Origin of the sequence: Blastococcus sp. TBT05-19 (assembly GCF_003319095.1) — a bacterium.
GTDB lineage: Bacteria > Actinomycetota > Actinomycetes > Mycobacteriales > Geodermatophilaceae > Blastococcus.
The window spans coordinates 156,906-174,802 of record NZ_QOHI01000006.1 but is presented as its reverse complement, the minus strand read 5'-3'; the positions used below and the strand labels follow the sequence as shown (position 1 = coordinate 174,802).

Genomic DNA, 17,897 nt, shown 5'->3' with positions numbered 1-17,897 from the left:
GCATGGCCGACGTGTGACCCGCGGGCCCCGGGGAAGGGCCTGCTCGTGAGCGGTCACGTCTTCGTCGTCGGCGCGGACCTCACCCGGCTGTCGTGCGACGACGTGCTGGTGCCCACCGACCGGTCGCTGCGGGTGACCCGCAGCTGGCGGTCGCTGCTGCCCGCCGAGCTGGTCACCGAGGAGCGGGACGACGGCGACTGCGTCGACCTGTCGTGGTCCGGGGACGAGCGGGTGCTCGAGGTCCCCGGCGACGGCGCCCGTCGCGCCTGGCTGGTCGACACCGTCGACGACCGCGGGCGCGGGTTGCCCTGGTTGCTGGACGGCGCCCGGGAGGCGCTGGCCGCCGTCGCCCGCCGGGAGGTGGCCCGGCCGGTGCACGGCCGGGCTCGCAGGCTGGTCGGGCTGCCGGCGCTCGGCACCGGCTGGGGCGGCGCGGCAGGGGAGCGCGGCGCCCTGCTCCGGCAGCTGCTGCCCGTGCTCCGGGAGGCGGCCCAGGAGCACGGGTTCGACGTCGCCCTGGTGCTGCGCGGGCCGAGCGACCTGGCCGCCGCGCAGCGGGTGCGGCGCGGAGAGGACGGCGGCTGGGACCTGCCCGGGCACCTACGCGAGCTGGCCGAGCAGATGGGGGAGCGGGCCCGCCGCGGGCAGCTGGCGCTGTTCATCGGTGCCGGGGTGAGCGCGGCCGCCGGGCTGCCCACCTGGGAGCAGCTGGTGGACGAGCTGGCCGCCCGGTCGGGGCTGGACGACGGCCTGCGCGAGGGGCTGTCCCGGTTGCCGGCGCAGGACTCGGCGGCGCTGCTGGCCCGGGAGCTGGGCACGGAGAAGCTGGAGGCGTTCGTCGAGGAGCGGTTCGGCCCGGGGCCCTACGCCCTGGCGCACGCGCTGATCGCCGACCTGCCGGTGCAGGAGTTCGTCACCACGAACTACGACCCGCTGGTCGAGCTGGCCGCCGCCGACATCGGTCGCGAGGTGCGGGTGCTGCCCCACGACGAGGCCGAGCCGGGCTCGCCCTGGCTGCTGAAGCTGCACGGCGACGCCGCGCACCCGGAGAGCGTGGTGCTGACCCGCGAGGAGTACCTGCAGTTCGGCAGCACCGGGGCGGCGCTCGCCGGGGTGCTGCACTCGCTGCTGCTCACCCGCCACGTGCTCTTCGTCGGCACGTCGATGCTCGACGACGACCTGATCCGGATCGCCCACCAGGTGCGCACCGCGCTGCAGCAGGGACCGGGCACCGCACGGCGCACCGGCACCGTCCTGGCGCTGCGGGACGACCCGGCGCGCGCCCGGCTGTGGGAGCGGGACGTGGAGACCGTGGCCATGGGGCCCGCGGACGCCTGCCCGGCCGAGGCGGCCCGCCGGCTGGAGGTGCTGCTGGACCTGATCGGCTGCCTGTCCACGCCGCCGACCGGCTACCTGCTCGACCCGGCGTACCGGGGCATGCTGGACGACGAGGAGCGGGCGCTGGCCGAGGCGCTGCGCGGTGTCGCCGCCGTGCTGCCGGAGGAGACGGCGACCGGCGCCGCGCTCGAGGTGGCCGGGCTGCTCCGCCGTCTCGGGCACGGGGGTACCGCGGCCGACGGCGACACCGCGCCGGTCGACGTCGCCACCCGAGACCGCGACGACCGGCCGCAGGAGCAGCGGCCCGGCTGATCGGGGGTTGCCTCTCCGGAGCCCTGGGCACGGCAGCTCCCGTGCCTCGACTGGAGAACGGCCTGAAGCTGCTGACCAAGGGCTACGCCTGGCTGCCCGACGAGCGCCGCCGGGGCGGGCTGCGCGCCGTCGGCGTGCGGCTGGGCGGGCTGCCGGCGGTCGGGATCGAGGGCCCCGACGCCGCACGGTTCCTCTACGACGAGGAGCACGTGCGCCGCTCGCACGCCGTCCCGGAGCCGGTGCAGGGCACGCTGTTCGGCAAGGGTGCGGTGCACACCCTCGACGGCGAGATGCACCGGGTGCGCAAGGCGATGTTCGTGGCGCTGCTCATGCGCTCCGACGGCATCGCCTCGCTGGTGGAGCGCACCACGGCGGCCTGGGACGCGGCGGCGGCCGAGTGGGCGGAGCGCCCGGAGATCGTGGTGTTCGACGAGGCCAGCCGGGTGCTGGCCGGCTCGGTGACCCGGTGGACGGGTGTGCCGGTGCGCGACGACGAGGTGCCGGGCCTCGCTCGCGACCTGATCGCCATGGTCGACGGCTTCGCCACCGGCGGCCCGCGGCACGTCCGGGCACGCCGGGCCCGCGGACGCCGGGAGAGGTGGCTGGCCCAGCTGGTCCAGGACGTGCGCAGCGGGGCCACGACGGTGGAGGAGGGGACGGCGGTCGACGTCGTCGCCCGGCACCGGGACGCCGACGGCACGCAGCTGACCTCACGCGTGGCCGCCGTCGAGCTGCTCAACATCATCCGGCCGACGACGGCGGTCGCCTGGTTCCTGGCCTCCTCCGGGCACGCGCTGATCCGCTGGCCGGAGAACCGGGAGCGGCTGGCGAGCGGCGACCCGGCGTACGCCGAGGCCTGGGCGCACGAGGTGCGCCGGTTCTACCCGTTCGCGCCGTTCATCGGCGGGCGGGCACCGCAGAAGACGGAGTTCGGCGGGGTGAAGATCCGGAAGAACTCAATGGTGCTGCTGGACCTGTACGGGCAGAACCACGACCCGGAGCTCTGGGACAGCCCCTACTCGTTCCGGCCCGCGCGCTTCGTCGACCGGGAGATCGGCGAGTTCGAGCTGGTGCCGCAGGGTGGCGGCGACCCGCGCACCAACCACCGCTGCCCGGGGGAGCAGATCACCGTCGCGCTGCTGTCCGCGCTCGCCGTCCGGTTGGCCCGGCTGTCCTACGAGGTGCCCGACCAGGACCTGACCATCGCGCTGCACCGCATCCCGGCGAAACCCGCGAGCGGCGTCGTCCTGCGGGTCGGCGCCACCGCCTGACTGCCATGCTGGGCGGATGCGCCCGACCGTGGTCTCCTTCGAGTGGGACTACTGCTACCCGTCGGTGCTCGCCGACCGGTCGCCGGGCGTGCTCGGGATCGACCTGCTCGACCCGGCCGAGTTGGGTCTCTCGCCGGAGCTGATCGCGCGCCTCGACGCGTGGCGGGACCGGCAGGAGACGCTCTCCGGCGCCTGGATCCGCATCGACCCGCCGGTGACCGACGAGGAGCAGAGCCGCGGGGAGCAGCAGCAGCGGGAGCTGCTGACGCTCGCCCACGACGTGCAGCACGAGCTCGGCCCCGACGTGGAGGTGCTCCTCGACGGGCAGCCGCTCAAGGGGCGGCACCGCGCCTGGTGGCCGACCGTCAGCGGGCGTCGAGGCCCTTGAGCTCCGGTGGCAGGTCGCCGGAGTGCACCACGCCCAGCCGCTGGGTGGCACGGGTGAGCGCCACGTAGAGGTCGTTGTGGCCGCGCACGCCTTCCTCGATGATCCCGACTGGGTCGGCGACGAGGACGGAGTCGAACTCCAGGCCCTTGCTGCCCTCGGGCGTGAGCACCACCGCGCCGTCGGTCAGGTCGCCGCCGTCCGAGGCGCTGGGCACGATCGCCCGCACGACGGCGGTGACCTCCTCCAGCCGGCTGAACGGGACGATCACGGCGAGGGTGCCCTCGGCGGCGTCCAGCTCCGCGGCGGCCTCGGCGACCGCCGACGGCAGGTTCGCCGCGGGCACCTGCCACGACCAGGGCAGCTCGCCGGTGGAGCGCACCGACTCCGCGGCCGAGGTGACGGCGCCACCGGCGGCCAGCACGTCGGCGGCCACCGCCATGATCTCGGCCGGCGTGCGGTAGTTGACGGTCAGCTCCTCGAGGCGCCAGGAGCTGCCGAGGTGCGGCTCGAGCACCTCCTGCCAGCTGGTCGCCCCGGCCAGCGTGGAGGTCTGGGCGACGTCGCCGACCAGCGTCATCGAGCGGGTCGGGATGCGGCGCAGCAGCACCCGCCAGGCCATGGAGGAGAGCTCCTGCGCCTCGTCGACGATCACGTGCCCGTAGGTCCAGGTGCGGTCGGCGGCGGCGCGCTGGGCGGTCGAGCGGGAGTCGCGCTCCTCGTGCCGGCCGGCCAGGCCCTCGGCGTCGAGCAGGTCGCCGGCGGAGAGCTCCTCGGACTCGTCCTCGGTCTCCCAGTCGGTGGAGCGGGAGCCGTGCAGCAGGTCGAGCGTCTCCTGGGCGTGGCGGAGCCGGCGCTGCTTCTCGCGTCGCTCGCGGTCGCGCTCGGCGGAGTCGTCGACGCCGAGCAGCTCGTCGGCCTCCTCGAGCAGCGGCACGTCGGCCGGCGTCCAGGGGGAGCCGGCCGGGCGGACCAGCAGCTCGCGGTCGGCCTCGGTCCAGCCGCGGGTGGCGGACTCCAGGCGGCGCCGGCTCGAGAACAGCTCGCCGATGAGCCGCTCGGCGGTCAGCCGCGGCCAGAGCCGGTCGGCCAGCGCGTGCACGGCGGGTTCGCCGGCGACCTCGCGGCGCAGCGCGGCGACGTCGTCGGGACCGAGCAGGTTGGCGCCGCCCATGACGTTCTCGCCGAGCTTGTCGGCGTACTTGCGCGCCACGATGTCGATGACCGCACGCACGGCGGCCGGCCGGGCCTCGTTGTGCATCCGGGACATCGCCCGCGCCCGGCTGCGCACCTGCGCGGCGTCGGCCTTGGCGAAGCGCACCGGGATGCCGTCGATGGTGAGCGTGACGGGCTTGTCGAGCACGGCCTGCCGGTCGCGGACGGCGGTGGTGACCACGCGGACCATGGTCGGCCGGCCCTTGATCTCGGCGACCTTCGGCGCCTCCTGCGCATGGGCCTTGAGGCCGGGCCGCAGCCCGCCGAGGTCGGTGAGCACGACGCCGGTCTCGCCGAGGGAGGGCAGCACGTCGGCGATGTAGCCCAGGAAGGTGGGGGAGGGGCCGACGATGAGCAGGCCGCTGCGGGCCAGCCGCTCGCGGTGGGTGTAGAGCAGGTAGGCCGCGCGGTGCAGGGCGACGGCGGTCTTGCCGGTGCCCGGCCCGCCCTGGACGACGAGCACGCCGCGGTGGTCGGCGCGGATGATCCGGTCCTGCTCGGCCTGGATGGTGCGGACGATGTCGCTCATCCGGCCGGTGCGGGTGGCGTTCAGCGCGGCCAGCAGCACCGACTCCCCGGCGAGGCCGGAGCGCTGGGCGAGGTCGGGGTCGGTGAGGTCGAGGGTCTCGTCGGTGACCTGGACGACGGTGCGGCCGCGGGTCTTCAGGTGCCGACGGCGGCGGACGCCGAGGTCGTGCAGCGGGGTCGCGGTGTAGAACGGCTGGGCCGCCGGGGCGCGCCAGTCGACCAGCAGCGGCTCCTCGCGGCCGTCCTCGGCGTTGAGGCCGATCCGGCCGATGTAGCGGGCGACGTCGCTCTCGTGCCGGTCGAGGCGGCCGAAGCACAGGCCGTGGTCGGCGGCGTCGAGGGCGACGATCCGCTGGGAGTGCAGCTCGACGGCGGCCTCGCGCTCGCCGACGGCCTGCGGGTTGTGCGGCACGAGGGCCAGCGCGTCGGCGAGACGGGTCACGGTCCGGGCGCGCACCTCGTCGAGCCGGCGGTAGAGGTCGCCGACGTAGGCCTGCTCGGCGGCCAGCTCGGGATCGGGCGCACCCGGGTCATGCACAGTCGACAACGGCCATCGCTTTCAGGAGTCCCGGAGGAGCACGTGCTCCGCGCCTGGGGCGCAACCGCCCATCCTGCGCCGAACTCCCCGGTCCTGTCATGCGCGACGCAGGTGGCACCGGCCACGTCAGCGGGCGGCGGTCAGCGCCTCGGCCAGCTCGACGGGCCTGCTGAGCGCGACGCAGTGGCCGCCGGGCACCTCCTCGACGTCCAGGCCGAGCCGCTCGCGGGCGATCCGCCGCTGGAACTCCAGCGGGAACAGCCGGTCGTCGCGGCCGGCGAGCACCCGGGTGGGGACGTCGGGCCAGGCGGGCAGCGGCCAGGGGTCCTCGAAGGGGCGCCCGGACTGCGCGAGGTCGTCGGTGCCGGTGGCCAGCACCTCGGCGGGCACGTCGTGCAGGAAGACCTGCTCCTCGTCCGGTTCCCCGGGCAGCCCGAGCGCGGCCCAGTGCTCGGCCTGCGCCCGGCCCTGGCCGGTCGCCGTCCACCACTCGCCGCCGGTCTCGCCCGGGCGCGGGACCATGGCGTTGACCAGCACGAGCGCCTCGACCTGCCGCCGGTCGCACACCAGCGGCGCGGTGAGCCCGCCCATCGACTGCGCCACCACGGTCACCGGAGCGCGGTCACCGATCGCGCCGGCCACCGCGTCGGCGTAGGCGTCGAGCCCCGCCGTCTCGTCGTCCGCCGGCAGGTCGACCGCCACCGCCTCGTGACCGCGGCGCTCCAGCTCGGCGACAAGCCGGTGCCAGTACCAGGACCGACCGCCGGCGCCGGGCACCAGCACGAACGTCGTCATACCGGGTCCGACCGTCAGGCGGGCACGAACTCATCGGCGGACCGCCCCGGAAGCGCAACTCCGGCGTCACCGTCCGGACACATCCGGTTCCTAGCGTTCCGGATGAATTCGAGACGAGGGGGAGGCAGCCATGAGCACAGCCACCAGGGAACGGACCACCTGGGTCTGCGACAACTGCACGCAGGAGGTGTCCGCCGCGCGCAAGCGCTGCACCGGGTGCGGCACGTCGCGGTACTGAGCGGTCAGACCGCCGGCGGTGCGCCGCGCAGCCGGACGACGGCGGCGCGGTAGCGGCTCCCGCCGTAGAGCCGCCAGGCCAGCCGCGTCGCGCGCGGGAGCCCGCCGAGCAGGCGGGCCCGGTCGCCGGCGCAGCAGTCCTCCAGCGCCAGGCCGACGACGATCAGCCGCTGCCGGGCGGACAGGCCGCACCGCGCGCTGCGGCTGATCGCGGACCAGTCCGCGTCGGTCAGGTGCGCGTCGAGGAGGGGCAGCAGGGTCGCCTCCTCCTCGGCGGTCTGCGCGGCGACGTCGTCGGCCAGCGCCCGGCAGAGGCGGGCGAACCCGTCGCGGGCCGCCGCGCTGCCGGCCACCGACCACTGGCGCGCGGCGGTGTCCAGGTCGCGCAGCCGGGCGTCGATCCGCGAGCAGGCCAGCGTCCAGGCTCCGACCGCGGCTTCGGCGTCGTCCCGCTCGGGTTCGGGGACGGCGCGCAGCAGTGCCGGCCACACCGCCTCGCGCTCCACCGCGTGGTGGTGCAGCAGCACGCGGGCGATCAGCCCGGCGTGGCAGGTGAGCGTGCCGGTGCGCGCGCACTCGCCGTCGGGGGCCCACGTGACGACCTCGGCGAGGGTGGCCAGCTCCCGGCGCACCATCTGGTGCAGCACCCGCTCGGAGCGGCTCGCGCGGCCGGTGCGGGCGGTCGCGAGCTCCTCGTCGTCGACGGGAGGGCGGGGCACGGGGAGGGTGACCGTGCGGAGGACGGCGGCGGTCATGGCGGCACCTCGTTCGGCGTCCGGGGCTCCTCGCGGAGCTGGATGCGGCGCAGGTTAGGGCCGTGCGCGGGGCCCGCGACAGGGGCTGGGACGGCAGCGATGCGGATCTCCGGAGCGCCCGGCGGTCCGCGCCGGGGCGTCGAGCGGAGGTGACCGTGGGTGACCCGCCAGGTGGTACCGAATCGTGCCCTCCCGGCGTTCCGCAGGGCGACGACAGGCGGCGCCGGGTCCACTACGGTCGCCCGCGTGGGGACCGTCGTGGAGCGCAACCGGGTGACCGTCAGCGGCGACCCGTCGGGTCGCGCGCTGGTCTTCGCGCACGGGTTCGGCTGCGACCAGACCATGTGGCGGCACGTGACCGCGGAGTTCGAGCGCGACCACCGGGTGGTGCTCTTCGACCACGTCGGCGCGGGCCGGTCGGACCTCTCCGCGTACGACCCCGAGAAGTACGGGTCGCTCGACGGGTACGCCGGCGACATCGTGGAGATCTGCCGCGAGCTGGGGCTGTGCGACGTCGTCCTGGTCGGGCACTCGGTCGGGGCGATGATGGCGGTGCTGGCCCACCACCGGGCGCCGGAGCTCGTCGGGGCGCTGGTCCTGATCGGCCCGAGCCCCCGGTACGTCGACGACGGCGAGTACGTGGGCGGGTTCAGCCGCACCGACATCGCCGGCCTGCTCGACGCCCTCGACAGCAACCACCTGGGCTGGTCGGCCGACATGGCCCCGGTGATCATGGGCAACGCCGACCGCCCCGACCTGGCCGCCGAGCTGACCAACAGCTTCTGCCGCACCGCGCCCGACATCGCCCGCCAGTTCGCCCGCGTGACTTTCCTGTCGGACAACCGCGCGGACCTGCCCGGCGTGGCCGTGCCCACGCTGATCCTGCAGTGCAGCGACGACGCGATCGCCCCGGACGTCGTGGGGGAGTACGTGCACCGGTGCATCCCCGGCAGCGAGCTGGTGCGCCTCGCGGCCACCGGGCACGTGCCGCAGCTGTCGGCGCCGGAGGAGACGGCCGCCGCGATCCGGGCCTTCCTCGATCGGTGAGCGGGGTGCCATGAGCGATCCGGGCGGGGGAGAGCCGGCGGCCCAGCTGGACCGGCTGCTGGAGGACGACCCGGCCGACCTGTACGAGAACGCCCCGATGGGCTACCTGTCGACGCTCCCCGACGGGCGGATCGTCAAGGCGAACCGGACGTTCTGCGCCTGGACCGGCCGGCGTCCCGAGGACCTGATGGGCACCCGCTTCCAGGACCTGCTCAGCGTCGGCGGCAAGGTGTTCCACGAGACGCACCTGGTGCCGCTGCTGCGCATGCAGGGCGCGGTGCGGGAGATCGCGATCGACGTCCAGCGCCTGGACGGGTCGCTGCTGCCCTGCCTGCTGAACGCGGTGGAGCTGCGCGGGCCGGACGGGGCGCCGCAGCTGGTGCGGGCGACGCTGTTCGAGGCGACCGCCCGCCGGCGCTACGAGCGGGAGCTGCTGGCCGCGCAGCGGCTGGCGGAGGAGTCCGAGGCGCGCTCGCGCACCGTGCAGAAGGTCGTCTTCGACCTCGCCGCGGCGACCACGGAGGAGGACGTCGCCTCGGTCATCGTGGCGCGGAGCCGGGCGGCGATGAAGGCCCGCGGCGCGGCGCTGGTGCTCGTGCAGGGGGAGGCCGGCGACCCGGAGCTGCCCGCGCTGCGGCCGGTGCACTCCGAGGGGCTGTCGCGGGAGCTGCTGCGCCGGCTGCGCGAGGCGGCCGGCAGCCGGCTGGCGCTGGAGATGGCCCAGGGCGTGCGCTCGATCGTGCTCGATCCGCGGCTGCGCCGGGACCAGTCGGAGCTGGCCGCGGCGATGGTGGCCAGCGGCCTCACGGAGCTGGTGATCGTGCCGGTGTCGGCGGACAGCAAGCGGCTCGGCGTGCTGGTGCTCGCGCTGGGAGATGCCGCGCCCGGCCAGCTGATCAGCCTGGTCGAGCCCGGCGAGGTGCGGGTGATGGCCCCGAGCGAGATCGACCTGCTGTACACGCTGGGGCGGCAGGCCGGTCAGGCGCTGGAGCGGGTGCGGTTGCACCTGGAGACGGCGCGCCAGGCCGAGCGGGCGTCGTTCCTGCTGGACGCCGCCCGGCTGATGGCCGACGCGGGGGGCGTCGAGGACATGGTGGCGGGGCTGGCCGAGCTCGCCGTGACGCGGCTGGCCGACATCTGCGTGATCGACCTGGTCACCGAGCAGGGGACGACGCGGGAGGCGGCGCGGCACCGCGACCCGGCCCGGCAGGAGCTGCTGGACCGGCTGCGGGCCCAGCAGCTGCCGGCGCAGACCGGCCACCACCCGGGGCTCCGGGCGCTGCGCGAGGGCCGGACGCAGTGGGTGCGCGACGTCGACGAGCAGGACGTGGTGTCGATGACGCTGGACGGGCTGCAGCGCGAGACGGTGCGCGAGCTCGAGCTGGCCGCCGTGGTGAGCGTGCCCCTGTCGATCGACGGACGGCGGCTCGGCGTCCTCACCTTCGCCGCCGACCGGCACCGGCGGCCGTTCACCGCGGCCGACGTCGAGGTGGCCGAGCAGCTGGCGCTGCAGGTCTCGCAGGTGGTGGACAAGGCGCAGCGGTTCGAGCTGGAGTCGCGGACGTCGCACACCCTGCAGGAGAGCCTGCTGCCCACCGATCCGCCGCCGATCCCGGGGCTGCGGACGGCGGTGCGCTACGTGGCGGCGACGCAGGGGGTGTCGGTGGGTGGCGACTTCTACGACGTCGTCGCCCTCCCCGGCGGTCTGCTCGGGCTGGCCGTGGGCGACGTCGTCGGGCACGACATCACCGCGGCGGCGACCATGGGCCAGCTGCGCGCGGTGTGCCGGACGCACCTGGCCGACCGGCCGTCGCCCAGCGCGCTGATCGAACGGCTGCAGGGGAGCTGGTCGCTGCTGGGCGTGCAGCGGATGGCGACGGCGCTGTTCGGCATCCTGGATCCGGGGTCCGGTGAGGTGCGGGTGGCGTCGGCCGGGCACCTGCCGCCGCTGCTGTGCACGGGTGGGACGGCGTCGTTCCTGCCGGTGCGGCCGACCCGGATGCTCGGTGCTCCGCCGGCCGCCGAGCCGGCGGAGGAGTGGGCCGGGGTGCTGGAGGCGGGGTCGACGCTCGTGCTCTACACCGACGGGCTGGTGGAGAGCCGGGACGCCGACATCGACGCGGGGCTGGCGCGGCTGCTGGAGGTGGCGGCACGGGCGTGCTCGGCGGACCCCGACGCGCTCTGCGACCGGCTGCTCGCGGAGATGGCCGGGGAGCACCGGCCCGACGACATCGCCCTGCTCGCGCTCACCCGGATCTGAGCGCCGACCCGCTTCCCGGCGCCGCCGTTCGGGGGCACCATGGAGCCCGACTCCGGCAGGGGGCGGTCATGGACTCTTCGGCTCACCTCAATCCCGTCGCCGACGCGATCGACGGCGCCACCGGTGACTGGTCGATGTCCGGGGACGCCATGCGCTGGTCACCGGAGCTGGCCGAGCGGGCGCCGGCCAGCGGCGAGCTCGGCGGGCTGGAGACCGGGGCCGGGGTGGGGTCCGCGCTGGCGCTGGACATCCTCGGCGTGCGGCGGCTGGTCACCGAGGCGCTGACCTCGCTGGGCACCGTCGCCACCGACGTCGTCACCGAGCTGCGCGCGCTCACCCGCGGTTCGTCGTCGGAGGACGCGCCGCCGCCGTCCTAGGCTCGCGCGGTGGACGACGTCGCCGACCGGTTGCTGAGCACCCTCGTGCCGCTGCCCACCGCGGCCGGGGAGGTGCCGGCCGAGCCGGGGCTGTACGCGTGGTGGGCGCCGGCCGGTGCCGTGCCGGGCATCCCAGGGCCGGCGCACCCGACGGTTGCGCTGGAGCTGCTCTACGTCGGGATCGCACCGAGCCGGACGACGTCGCGGGCGAGCCTGCGCAGCCGGGTGCTGGGCAACCACGCGGGTGGCAACACGGGGAGCTCGACCCTGCGCCGGTCGCTGGCGGCGCTGCTGACCGACAGCCAGGGCTACCGGACCCGGTGGACCAGCCGCACGGTGCTGGAGCCGGCCGACGAGCAGCGGCTGAGCGCGTGGATGCGCGAGCACCTGTCGCTGACCTGGGCGGTGCACCCGGCGCCGTGGGACGTCGAGGCCGCGGTGATCGAGCGGCTCACCCCGCCGCTGAACCAGGCGGACAACCGCGCCCACCCGCTGTACGCCGTCGTCCGGGAGGCGCGGGCGCGCTGGACGGCGTCCGCCCGACCCTGACGCGCGGTTCCCCCGGGACACCCGTGTACAACGGCGGGTGAGCACAGCCGTCCCGACGTGGGGAGTCGCATGAGCAACTCGTTGTCGCTGGCGCCCGCGCCACGGTCCGAGGCCGCCGAGCAGGTGCGGGCGGAGGTGCGCGAGTTCCTCGCCGCCGAGCTCGCGGCGGGCACGTTCCGCACGCACGTGGACACCTGGCTGTCCGGCGTCGACCCGGACTTCTCGCGGAAGCTGGGCGAGCGCGGATGGCTCGGCATGACGTGGCCCAAGGAGTACGGCGGGCACGAGCGCACGGCGATGGAGCGCTACGCCGTCACCGAGGAGCTGCTCGCCGCCGGTGCTCCGGTCGCGGCGCACTGGATCGCCGACCGGCAGTCCGGGCCGAACCTGCTGCGCTACGGCACCGAGAAGCAGCGGCAGGAGATCCTGCCGCGCATCGCCCGCGGCGAGTGCTACTTCGTGATCGGGATGAGCGAGCCCGACTCGGGCTCCGACCTCGCCTCGATCCGCACGAAGGCGACCCGCAACGAGTCCGGTGACTGGGTGGTCAACGGCGCCAAGGTGTGGACGTCGAACGCGCACGAGTCGCACTACGGGATCGTGCTGGTGCGCACCTCGCCGGCCGATCCCGCGAGCCGGCACGCGGGCCTGTCGCAGCTGCTCATCGACCTGTCGCTGCCGGGCATCACGGTGAACCCGATCCGCATCCTGGACGGCGGGCACCACTTCAACGAGGTCGTGTTCGAGGACGTCGTCGTCCCCGGCGACATGCTGCTGGGCACCGAGGGCGACGGGTGGCACCAGGTGACCGCGGAGCTCGCCTTCGAGCGGTCGGGACCGGAGCGGTTCCTGTCGACATATCCGCTTCTCGCCGAGTTCGGACGTCGAGTTGTCGACACCGGCGATCCTGCGCAGCTGGTCGCGCTGGGCCGGCTGTCGGCGCGGGCGCTGGCGCTGCGGCAGATGTCGCTGCGGATCGCGGCGGCGCTGGACCGGGGCGAGCTGCCGAACATCCCGGCGGCGCTGGTCAAGGACGTGGGGACGACGTTCGAGGCCGACGTCATCGACGAGGTGCGGCGGGTGGTGGACGTGACGCCGTCGCTGGACTCGCCGGACCCGCTGGCGCGGGCGCTGGCCGAGGCGCAGCTGCACCAGCCCGGCTTCACGCTGCGGGGCGGGACGAACGAGATCCTTCGCGGGATCGTGGCGCGAGGGCTGGGGCTGCGCTGATGGCTGATCAGGACCTGGTGGTCGAGACCGTCCGGGACATCCTCACCGGCTTCGAGCCGTTCGTGCTGACGGCGGAGCGGCGGTGGGACTCCGGCCTCTGGTCGGCGCTGGCCGACGCCGGGCTGACCGGCGTGGGGCTGCCCGAGGAGGCCGGTGGCTCCGGTGGCGAGCTGGCCGACGCGGTGGCGATCGTGCGGACGCTCGCCGCAGGCGCGGCTGCGGTGCCGGTGGCCGAGCAGCTGCTGGTGGCCTTGCCCGCGCTGCTCGTCGCCGACCTGGAGCTGCCCTCGCCGGAGCTGCCGACCACGTTCGCGATCGGGGACGCGGTCAGCGTGCACCCGGTGGACAACGGCGACGGGCCGGGCCGGTTCACGCTGAGCGGGACGGTGCCCAACGTCGCCTGGGCGGGGGCTGCGCAGCACGTCGTCGTCCTCGCGCCCGCTCCCTCCGGCGTGACGGGGGCGGTGCTGGCGCTGGTCGACGCGTCGTCCCTGCCGGCGGGTGACGGCTTCAACCTGGCCGGTGAGCCGCGCGGGACCCTGGTGCTCGACCAGGTCGGGACGTCGGGGGCGCTGCTCACGGCGGCGCAGGCTTCTGAGGTCCGCGCCCGGTTCGCGCTGGCGCGGTCGGTGCAGCTGGCGGCGGCGCTGGAGCGGGTGCTCGACTGGACGGTGCAGTACGCCGGCGAGCGGCACCAGTTCGGCCGGCCGCTGGGCAAGTTCCAGGCGATCCAGATGGAGCTGGCCGAGATGGCCGGCGAGGTGGTCGCGGTAACGGCGCTGGTGGACGCCGCGGTGCAGGCGCTGGACCGCGGGTCGCCCGACGTCGTCCTCGCCGCGGCCGCCGCCAAGGTGCGGGCCGGTGCCGCGGTCGAGGTCGTGGCGCGGCTGGCGCACCAGGTGCACGGCGCGATCGGGTTCACCCAGGAGCACAAGCTGCACCACCTGACGCGGCGGCTGTGGTCGTGGCGCGACGAGGCGGGCAGCGAGCTCGTGTGGTCGCGGGTGCTGGCGTCTGGTCTGCTGGCCGACGGCGGCGACGGTCTCTGGCCGGCGCTGACGCGGATCGTCTGAGAGAGGACGGAGTCGTGCGACGACACCAGAAGAAGCTGGCCGCGCTCGGGCTCGCGATCGGGCTCGGCCTGACCGGTTGCGCCGGTATGGGTGGGGAGTCCGGCGAGGACGGCCCCGGCATGACGGAGAACGAGCAGGACGAGGATGAGGGCGGCTCGGGCGGCTCCGGTGAGGACGAGCAGGAAGAGGACGAGGACGACGACGGCTGAGTCGCCGTCGTCGTCCCCGGTCTAGACGGTCTCGGGCACCCGGAGCTGGGCGAGGACGAGGTCGAAGGTGGCCACCTCGAGGAGTTCGGCGCCCATGGCGCGGGCGAAGTCCCGCCGGAGCTCGGTGGCCCGCTCCAGCGAGGCCTGCATGGCGTCGCGGCTGTCGTAGGTCGCGGCGGTGGTGCTGCGGCCGTCGTCGTGGTTGGTCAGCATGCTGACCGAGCAGAAGCCGGGCAGGTCCTCGAGCCGGGGGACGATGCTCATGCCGAAGGCGTCGATCATGCCGTCGAGGTGCTGCGGGCGGTTGCGCATCCAGGTGACGCGGGTGCAGGCGCCTGGGTGGGTCGGGTGCAGGCGGTGGAGGACGTCGATGGTCCAGGCGTCGACGGTGGCCGGTCCGCCGAGGATGTCGGCGGCGCGGGCGCGCATGGCCTTCACCTCGGCGGCGCTGCGCTGCAGGGCGGCGGTGTCCTCCCAGGCGCTGGTGATGATGCACCGGCCGGACTGCCGGTCGGCCAGCATCGACAGGCCGATGAAGCCGTCCATGCCCATGACGGCGGGCAGCACCCGGTCACTGACGTAGTGGATGCCCTTGTCCAGGTTCTGCGGATTGCCCTGGACGGTCGTGGAGCGCGCGCGCATACCGAGTCCCCCTCGCGAACGGGCGAGCCACGGGCGGCCTCGCCGCAGGGACGACTGTCCTCGCTCCGGGGTGATTTGGGAACTGGATCGATCGCGGTGACGGGTCAGCAGCGCATCGGGTCCGGTGGCGCCGTCTCGTCGAGCCACGGTGGTTCGGGTTCGGCGCCGAGCCACCAGCCGGGTGGATCGGTCGTGCGGGACACCCCGGACGGCGTGCGGACGATCAGCCGACCGTCGTCGAGCAGTTCGAAGTCCCAGCTGGGGGCGAACGTCTTGATGCGGTGGTGTCGTCGGCACAGGCAGCAGAGGTTCCGGCAGTCGGTCGCGCCACCGTCGGCGTGGGCAACGGCGTGGTCGATGTCCAGGCGCCCCGGTCGCCGTCGGCAGCCGGGCATCCGGCAGTGCCGGTCCCGGACCTCGACGAAGCGGCGCTGCTGGGAGGTCGGCTCGTAACCGGGAGCGGCGCGCGGGGTGCAGACGCCCGCTCCGCGAGCGCCTCGGTCGAGCTCACGACGCGAGGCCAGTGCGCGGAGCCGGCCCGTCGACGGGTCGCTGATCGCCAGGTGCACCGAGCCGCCGGCGGGAGCGTCGCCGACGCCGAGGATGCCCAGCTGCTCGAGCAGCTCCCGGCACTGCGCGGCGGTGACGACCTCGCCGGCGATCTCGGCGGCCGGCTGCGGTCCGTCGGCGTCGTCGCGAAGTGCGGGCAGCGGTGCGTGGACGACGAGCTTGGCGGTGACCGACGGCCGCCCGGTGTCCCAGGGCCGCAGGATGAGGTCAGCGGCGACGGCGGCGCGGATGACACCGATGGGGCGTTCGTCGCCGTCGGCGCGCAGCATCTGCGCGTACTGGTCGATGGCGTCGACGCAGGCGGCGGACGTGGGGAGCGGCAGGTCGATGACCACCTGTCCCATGCCGTCGCCGGTCGGCTGGTGGACGACGTCGGCTCTCCGGGCTGCTTCTTCGCGTCGCTTGTCGAGCGCGTCGGCGTCGAGCTTGGCCAGCAGCCGGCGCACTCGCTGGCGGAGTAGGGGAACGGTGAGCTTGTCTGCGGCCGGCAGGACGAGCTGCTCGACCTGCTCGGCGACGGACAGCTTCACCGGGCCGAGGAGGTCGATGAGGGCACGTGCCTTCGGGACGTCCACCCGGCCGTCGTACAGAGCGCTCCAGGTCCGTCGGAGCTTGGTGGTGAGCAGGATCGATTCGACCGCCAGCGTCTCCGCCTCGGCCTCCGAGCAGTTCCGGAGCAGCGCGAGCTCGGGCACGAAGGTCTCCGACACCTCGGCGAGCGCTTGGTGCCGGCGCAGCCGCGAGTCGTGCCCCGGGCCGCCGCGCCGGCCGAATGCCGCGTCGCGCTGGATGTGCCGGCGGCGGGCGAAGGCGGCGATGGCAGCGGCTCGCTCCGCGGCATAGCGCGCGGCGCGGGAGTCGGCGGCCCAGATGTCGGCGACCAGCTCGGTGTCGCTGAGCGAGGGCTCGAGGTCCTCGGGCATCACGAGGACCAGCACGCCGTCGTCCGGCGGGAGCTCCCTGATGTCCATAACTGCAGGTTAGGGGCGGGGTACGACAGTTTTCGGCGGTCAGTCGTAGGGGTTGGTGAGCACCGATCGCGCTTGCAGGACGTCGAAGGTGACGGGTGGGCCGTCGGTGGTGGTGGTGCCGGGGACGTCGGCGGGTGCGCTGCCGTTGACGGTGAAGGTCGCGCCCCAGGTGACGGTGAGGTAGGCGGTGTAGGTGCCTGAGCGGTAGTCGTGCTCGATGGTCTGGTCGGGGTAGGGGAGGCCGGGGTCGGTGGTGACGATCTGGCCGGTGGCGTCGCCGGTGTGCCAGGTGAACTGCTGGGCGGCCGCCTCGATGACGACGGTGAATCCGCGGATGTCGACGGTGAACGTCTGGGTGGTGGAAGAGTCGGTGTAGAAGATCACCGGTAGCCCGGAGAGGCCGTTTCCCGGGGGTTGATGCTGGGTCAGCAGCTGCGGCAATGGCAAAGTCTCGAAGTACCGAAACACCTCGCCCGGTGATGGTGGCGGATTGAGAGCCGTGATGTCGATGCAGGCTCTGAGCATCTGATCCCAGCCCCCGACGGGCGTTCCCGGGGCGGCCCCCGCCAGAGGCGTGAGCCCATCGATCGTCGTCGGGCTGTCGGGAAGTACGAGATTTTGGCGCTCAAGAACCAGGTCTTCGACTATTCGACCGGGTGGCGAAGGGCAAGTCCTGAAGTCACTGGGTCGGCATCCACCGTTTTCCCGGTCGTCGACGACGCAAGGCGGGGAAAGCTGATAACGGTAAGGCGGTGCCGGCGGTGCGACATTGCTGGCGAAGTACTGACCGCCATCGCTCTGCTCGACATGTGCGGCTGTGATGGCGCCTGGACTGTGCTTGACCTCAGTGCATACGACGAACCCACAGCCGTCCGCAGCTTGAGCCATGGAGGGAGCCAGCGCAGCCACGATCCCGATGCTCATGGCTACTAGTGCTCGCGCGCATGCGGAGATCATCCGAAGGCCAGATATGTCATGCGCCATGACTTGAGGGCGGGGGCCCATTTCAAGGCCACATTCGCAGGAATGCCTCGAAAGGCGTCGGAGCTGCCCTCTTCCACGGGACTGCCTGATCGGTCGAGAACGGCCAACGCCGTCTGGTCGATGCGGATAGCCATCTCTGCCGTTTCCCCGGTTACCAGCGGCTGCGCAACCTCCGTGACGGAGATGACGCCGCCTTCATACCGGTAACCCGCTTGCGCGCTTGACTCAGCGTTCGCGGCTATGCGGTCGCAGTCGTCGCATCCCTCACTGAGGTCCCGAAGCGGAGTGGCGTCAAGGGTTCGGGAACTTCGGTTGATCAAGTCCATGTAATAGCGGGTGAACGCTTCGGCGCCAGCGGCGTCCTTGGTGCGTGCCTCGTCCGGGACGGGGAAGTCGGCGGGACCAACGGGCGGGAGCGACTCCGTCGTCTCCGCGGCCGTCGTCGGCAGGGTGTCGCTGGCTTCCTGCTTCTCCGAGCAGCCGCTCAGCACGAGCCCCGCGAGGGCAGCAGCGATGACGGTGCGACGCAGTCCACGAAGATCACGCACCGCCGCAGACTACGCAGCGAGCGGCAGCGACGGTTCCGTATCTGTGGACAGCGGGTCGCCTCC

Annotated in this window: 17 protein-coding genes; 10 read left to right on the top strand and 7 right to left on the bottom strand. The window is 74.1% G+C overall.

The window, feature by feature from the left end:
* The first annotated feature begins 45 nt into the window (after positions 1-45).
* From DQ244_RS16420 to DQ244_RS16410, 3 genes are read left to right on the top strand one after another with little or no spacing between them, the layout of a single operon-like run.
* Positions 46-1,650: an SIR2 family protein gene (locus tag DQ244_RS16420; RefSeq protein ID WP_113812684.1), complete on the top strand. Its 1,605-nt coding sequence runs from the start codon at positions 46-48 to the stop codon at positions 1,648-1,650.
* A gap of 41 nt (positions 1,651-1,691) precedes the next feature.
* The gene (locus DQ244_RS16415; RefSeq protein ID WP_113812570.1) at positions 1,692-2,921 is read left to right on the top strand and encodes a cytochrome P450; all 1,230 of its coding nucleotides are present in this window, start codon (positions 1,692-1,694) and stop codon (positions 2,919-2,921) included.
* Between the two features lie 16 nt (positions 2,922-2,937).
* Positions 2,938-3,309: a hypothetical protein gene (locus tag DQ244_RS16410; protein WP_147251548.1), complete on the top strand. Its 372-nt coding sequence runs from the start codon at positions 2,938-2,940 to the stop codon at positions 3,307-3,309.
* Here DQ244_RS16410 and DQ244_RS16405 read toward each other — a convergent pair.
* The 3 genes from DQ244_RS16405 to DQ244_RS16395 all read right to left on the bottom strand — a co-directional run bounded on the left by DQ244_RS16405 (position 3,287) and on the right by DQ244_RS16395 (position 7,374).
* Entirely contained in the window at positions 3,287-5,587 is a 2,301-nt protein-coding gene (locus DQ244_RS16405; RefSeq protein WP_233491685.1) for an ATP-binding domain-containing protein, read from the bottom strand. The genes DQ244_RS16410 and DQ244_RS16405 overlap by 23 nt on opposite strands.
* 126 nt (positions 5,588-5,713) lie before the next feature.
* Positions 5,714-6,382, bottom strand: coding sequence for an alpha/beta fold hydrolase (locus DQ244_RS16400; RefSeq protein ID WP_113812568.1), 669 nt, complete (start codon positions 6,380-6,382; stop codon positions 5,714-5,716).
* Positions 6,383-6,624: 242 nt separating this feature from the next.
* Entirely contained in the window at positions 6,625-7,374 is a 750-nt protein-coding gene (locus DQ244_RS16395) for a hemerythrin domain-containing protein (RefSeq protein WP_113812567.1), read from the bottom strand.
* A 246-nt stretch (positions 7,375-7,620) separates the two neighbouring features.
* On the opposite strand from DQ244_RS16395, the gene DQ244_RS16390 reads away from it, so the two are divergent.
* The 7 genes from DQ244_RS16390 (at position 7,621) to DQ244_RS16360 (ending at position 14,119) form a co-directional block, all read left to right on the top strand.
* On the top strand, positions 7,621-8,421 hold the full coding sequence (locus tag DQ244_RS16390; RefSeq protein ID WP_113812566.1) for an alpha/beta fold hydrolase: 801 nt from the start codon (positions 7,621-7,623) through the stop codon (positions 8,419-8,421).
* 10 nt (positions 8,422-8,431) lie between these two features.
* Positions 8,432-10,681, top strand: a complete 2,250-nt coding sequence (locus DQ244_RS16385) for a SpoIIE family protein phosphatase (RefSeq protein WP_113812565.1) — start codon at positions 8,432-8,434, stop codon at positions 10,679-10,681.
* Between the two features lie 68 nt (positions 10,682-10,749).
* Complete coding sequence (locus DQ244_RS16380; protein WP_113812564.1) at positions 10,750-11,058, top strand: hypothetical protein; 309 nt, start codon at positions 10,750-10,752, stop codon at positions 11,056-11,058.
* A gap of 9 nt (positions 11,059-11,067) precedes the next feature.
* Positions 11,068-11,607 carry a GIY-YIG nuclease family protein gene (locus DQ244_RS16375; RefSeq protein WP_113812563.1) on the top strand — a complete coding sequence of 180 codons (540 nt, stop codon included), beginning with the start codon at positions 11,068-11,070 and terminating at the stop codon, positions 11,605-11,607.
* A 69-nt stretch (positions 11,608-11,676) separates the two neighbouring features.
* Positions 11,677-12,837, top strand: a complete 1,161-nt coding sequence (locus DQ244_RS16370; RefSeq protein ID WP_113812562.1) for an acyl-CoA dehydrogenase family protein — start codon at positions 11,677-11,679, stop codon at positions 12,835-12,837.
* Positions 12,837-13,910 (top strand): acyl-CoA dehydrogenase family protein, encoded by a 1,074-nt coding sequence (locus DQ244_RS16365; RefSeq protein ID WP_113812561.1) that lies wholly within the window; start codon positions 12,837-12,839, stop codon positions 13,908-13,910. The genes DQ244_RS16370 and DQ244_RS16365 overlap by 1 nt, the downstream gene beginning before the upstream one ends.
* A 14-nt stretch (positions 13,911-13,924) precedes the next feature.
* A complete protein-coding gene (locus DQ244_RS16360) occupies positions 13,925-14,119 on the top strand; it encodes a hypothetical protein (protein WP_113812560.1) in 195 nt (64 codons plus the stop codon).
* 21 nt (positions 14,120-14,140) lie between these two features.
* Here DQ244_RS16360 and DQ244_RS16355 read toward each other — a convergent pair whose 3' ends face one another.
* The 4 genes from DQ244_RS16355 to DQ244_RS16340 form a co-directional block, all read right to left on the bottom strand.
* Positions 14,141-14,761, bottom strand: coding sequence for a hypothetical protein (locus DQ244_RS16355; protein ID WP_113812559.1), 621 nt, complete (start codon positions 14,759-14,761; stop codon positions 14,141-14,143).
* 104 nt (positions 14,762-14,865) lie between these two features.
* Positions 14,866-16,302 carry an HNH endonuclease signature motif containing protein gene (locus DQ244_RS16350; protein WP_113812558.1) on the bottom strand — a complete coding sequence of 479 codons (1,437 nt, stop codon included), beginning with the start codon at positions 16,300-16,302 and terminating at the stop codon, positions 14,866-14,868.
* A gap of 39 nt (positions 16,303-16,341) precedes the next feature.
* Positions 16,342-17,226: a hypothetical protein gene (locus DQ244_RS19715; protein ID WP_199580440.1), complete on the bottom strand. Its 885-nt coding sequence runs from the start codon at positions 17,224-17,226 to the stop codon at positions 16,342-16,344.
* Between the two features lie 29 nt (positions 17,227-17,255).
* Positions 17,256-17,834, bottom strand: a complete 579-nt coding sequence (locus tag DQ244_RS16340) for a DUF6318 family protein (protein ID WP_113812557.1) — start codon at positions 17,832-17,834, stop codon at positions 17,256-17,258.
* Positions 17,835-17,897: the final 63 nt, after the last annotated feature.

Excerpts from the sequence above, each read along its gene's own strand:
- DQ244_RS16385 (WP_113812565.1), top strand. The coding sequence starts at position 8,432 with ATGAGCGATCCGGGCGGGGGAGAGCCGGCGGCCCAGCTGGACCGGCTG.
- DQ244_RS16350 (WP_113812558.1), bottom strand. The coding sequence starts at position 16,302 with ATGGACATCAGGGAGCTCCCGCCGGACGACGGCGTGCTGGTCCTCGTG.
- DQ244_RS19715 (WP_199580440.1), bottom strand. The coding sequence starts at position 17,226 with ATGAGCATCGGGATCGTGGCTGCGCTGGCTCCCTCCATGGCTCAAGCT.
- DQ244_RS16355 (WP_113812559.1), bottom strand. The coding sequence starts at position 14,761 with ATGCGCGCGCGCTCCACGACCGTCCAGGGCAATCCGCAGAACCTGGAC.
- DQ244_RS16410 (WP_147251548.1), top strand. The coding sequence starts at position 2,938 with ATGCGCCCGACCGTGGTCTCCTTCGAGTGGGACTACTGCTACCCGTCG.
- DQ244_RS16370 (WP_113812562.1), top strand. The coding sequence starts at position 11,677 with ATGAGCAACTCGTTGTCGCTGGCGCCCGCGCCACGGTCCGAGGCCGCC.
- DQ244_RS16395 (WP_113812567.1), bottom strand. The coding sequence starts at position 7,374 with ATGACCGCCGCCGTCCTCCGCACGGTCACCCTCCCCGTGCCCCGCCCT.
- DQ244_RS16365 (WP_113812561.1), top strand. The coding sequence starts at position 12,837 with ATGGCTGATCAGGACCTGGTGGTCGAGACCGTCCGGGACATCCTCACC.
- DQ244_RS16400 (WP_113812568.1), bottom strand. The coding sequence starts at position 6,382 with ATGACGACGTTCGTGCTGGTGCCCGGCGCCGGCGGTCGGTCCTGGTAC.
- DQ244_RS16380 (WP_113812564.1), top strand. The coding sequence starts at position 10,750 with ATGGACTCTTCGGCTCACCTCAATCCCGTCGCCGACGCGATCGACGGC.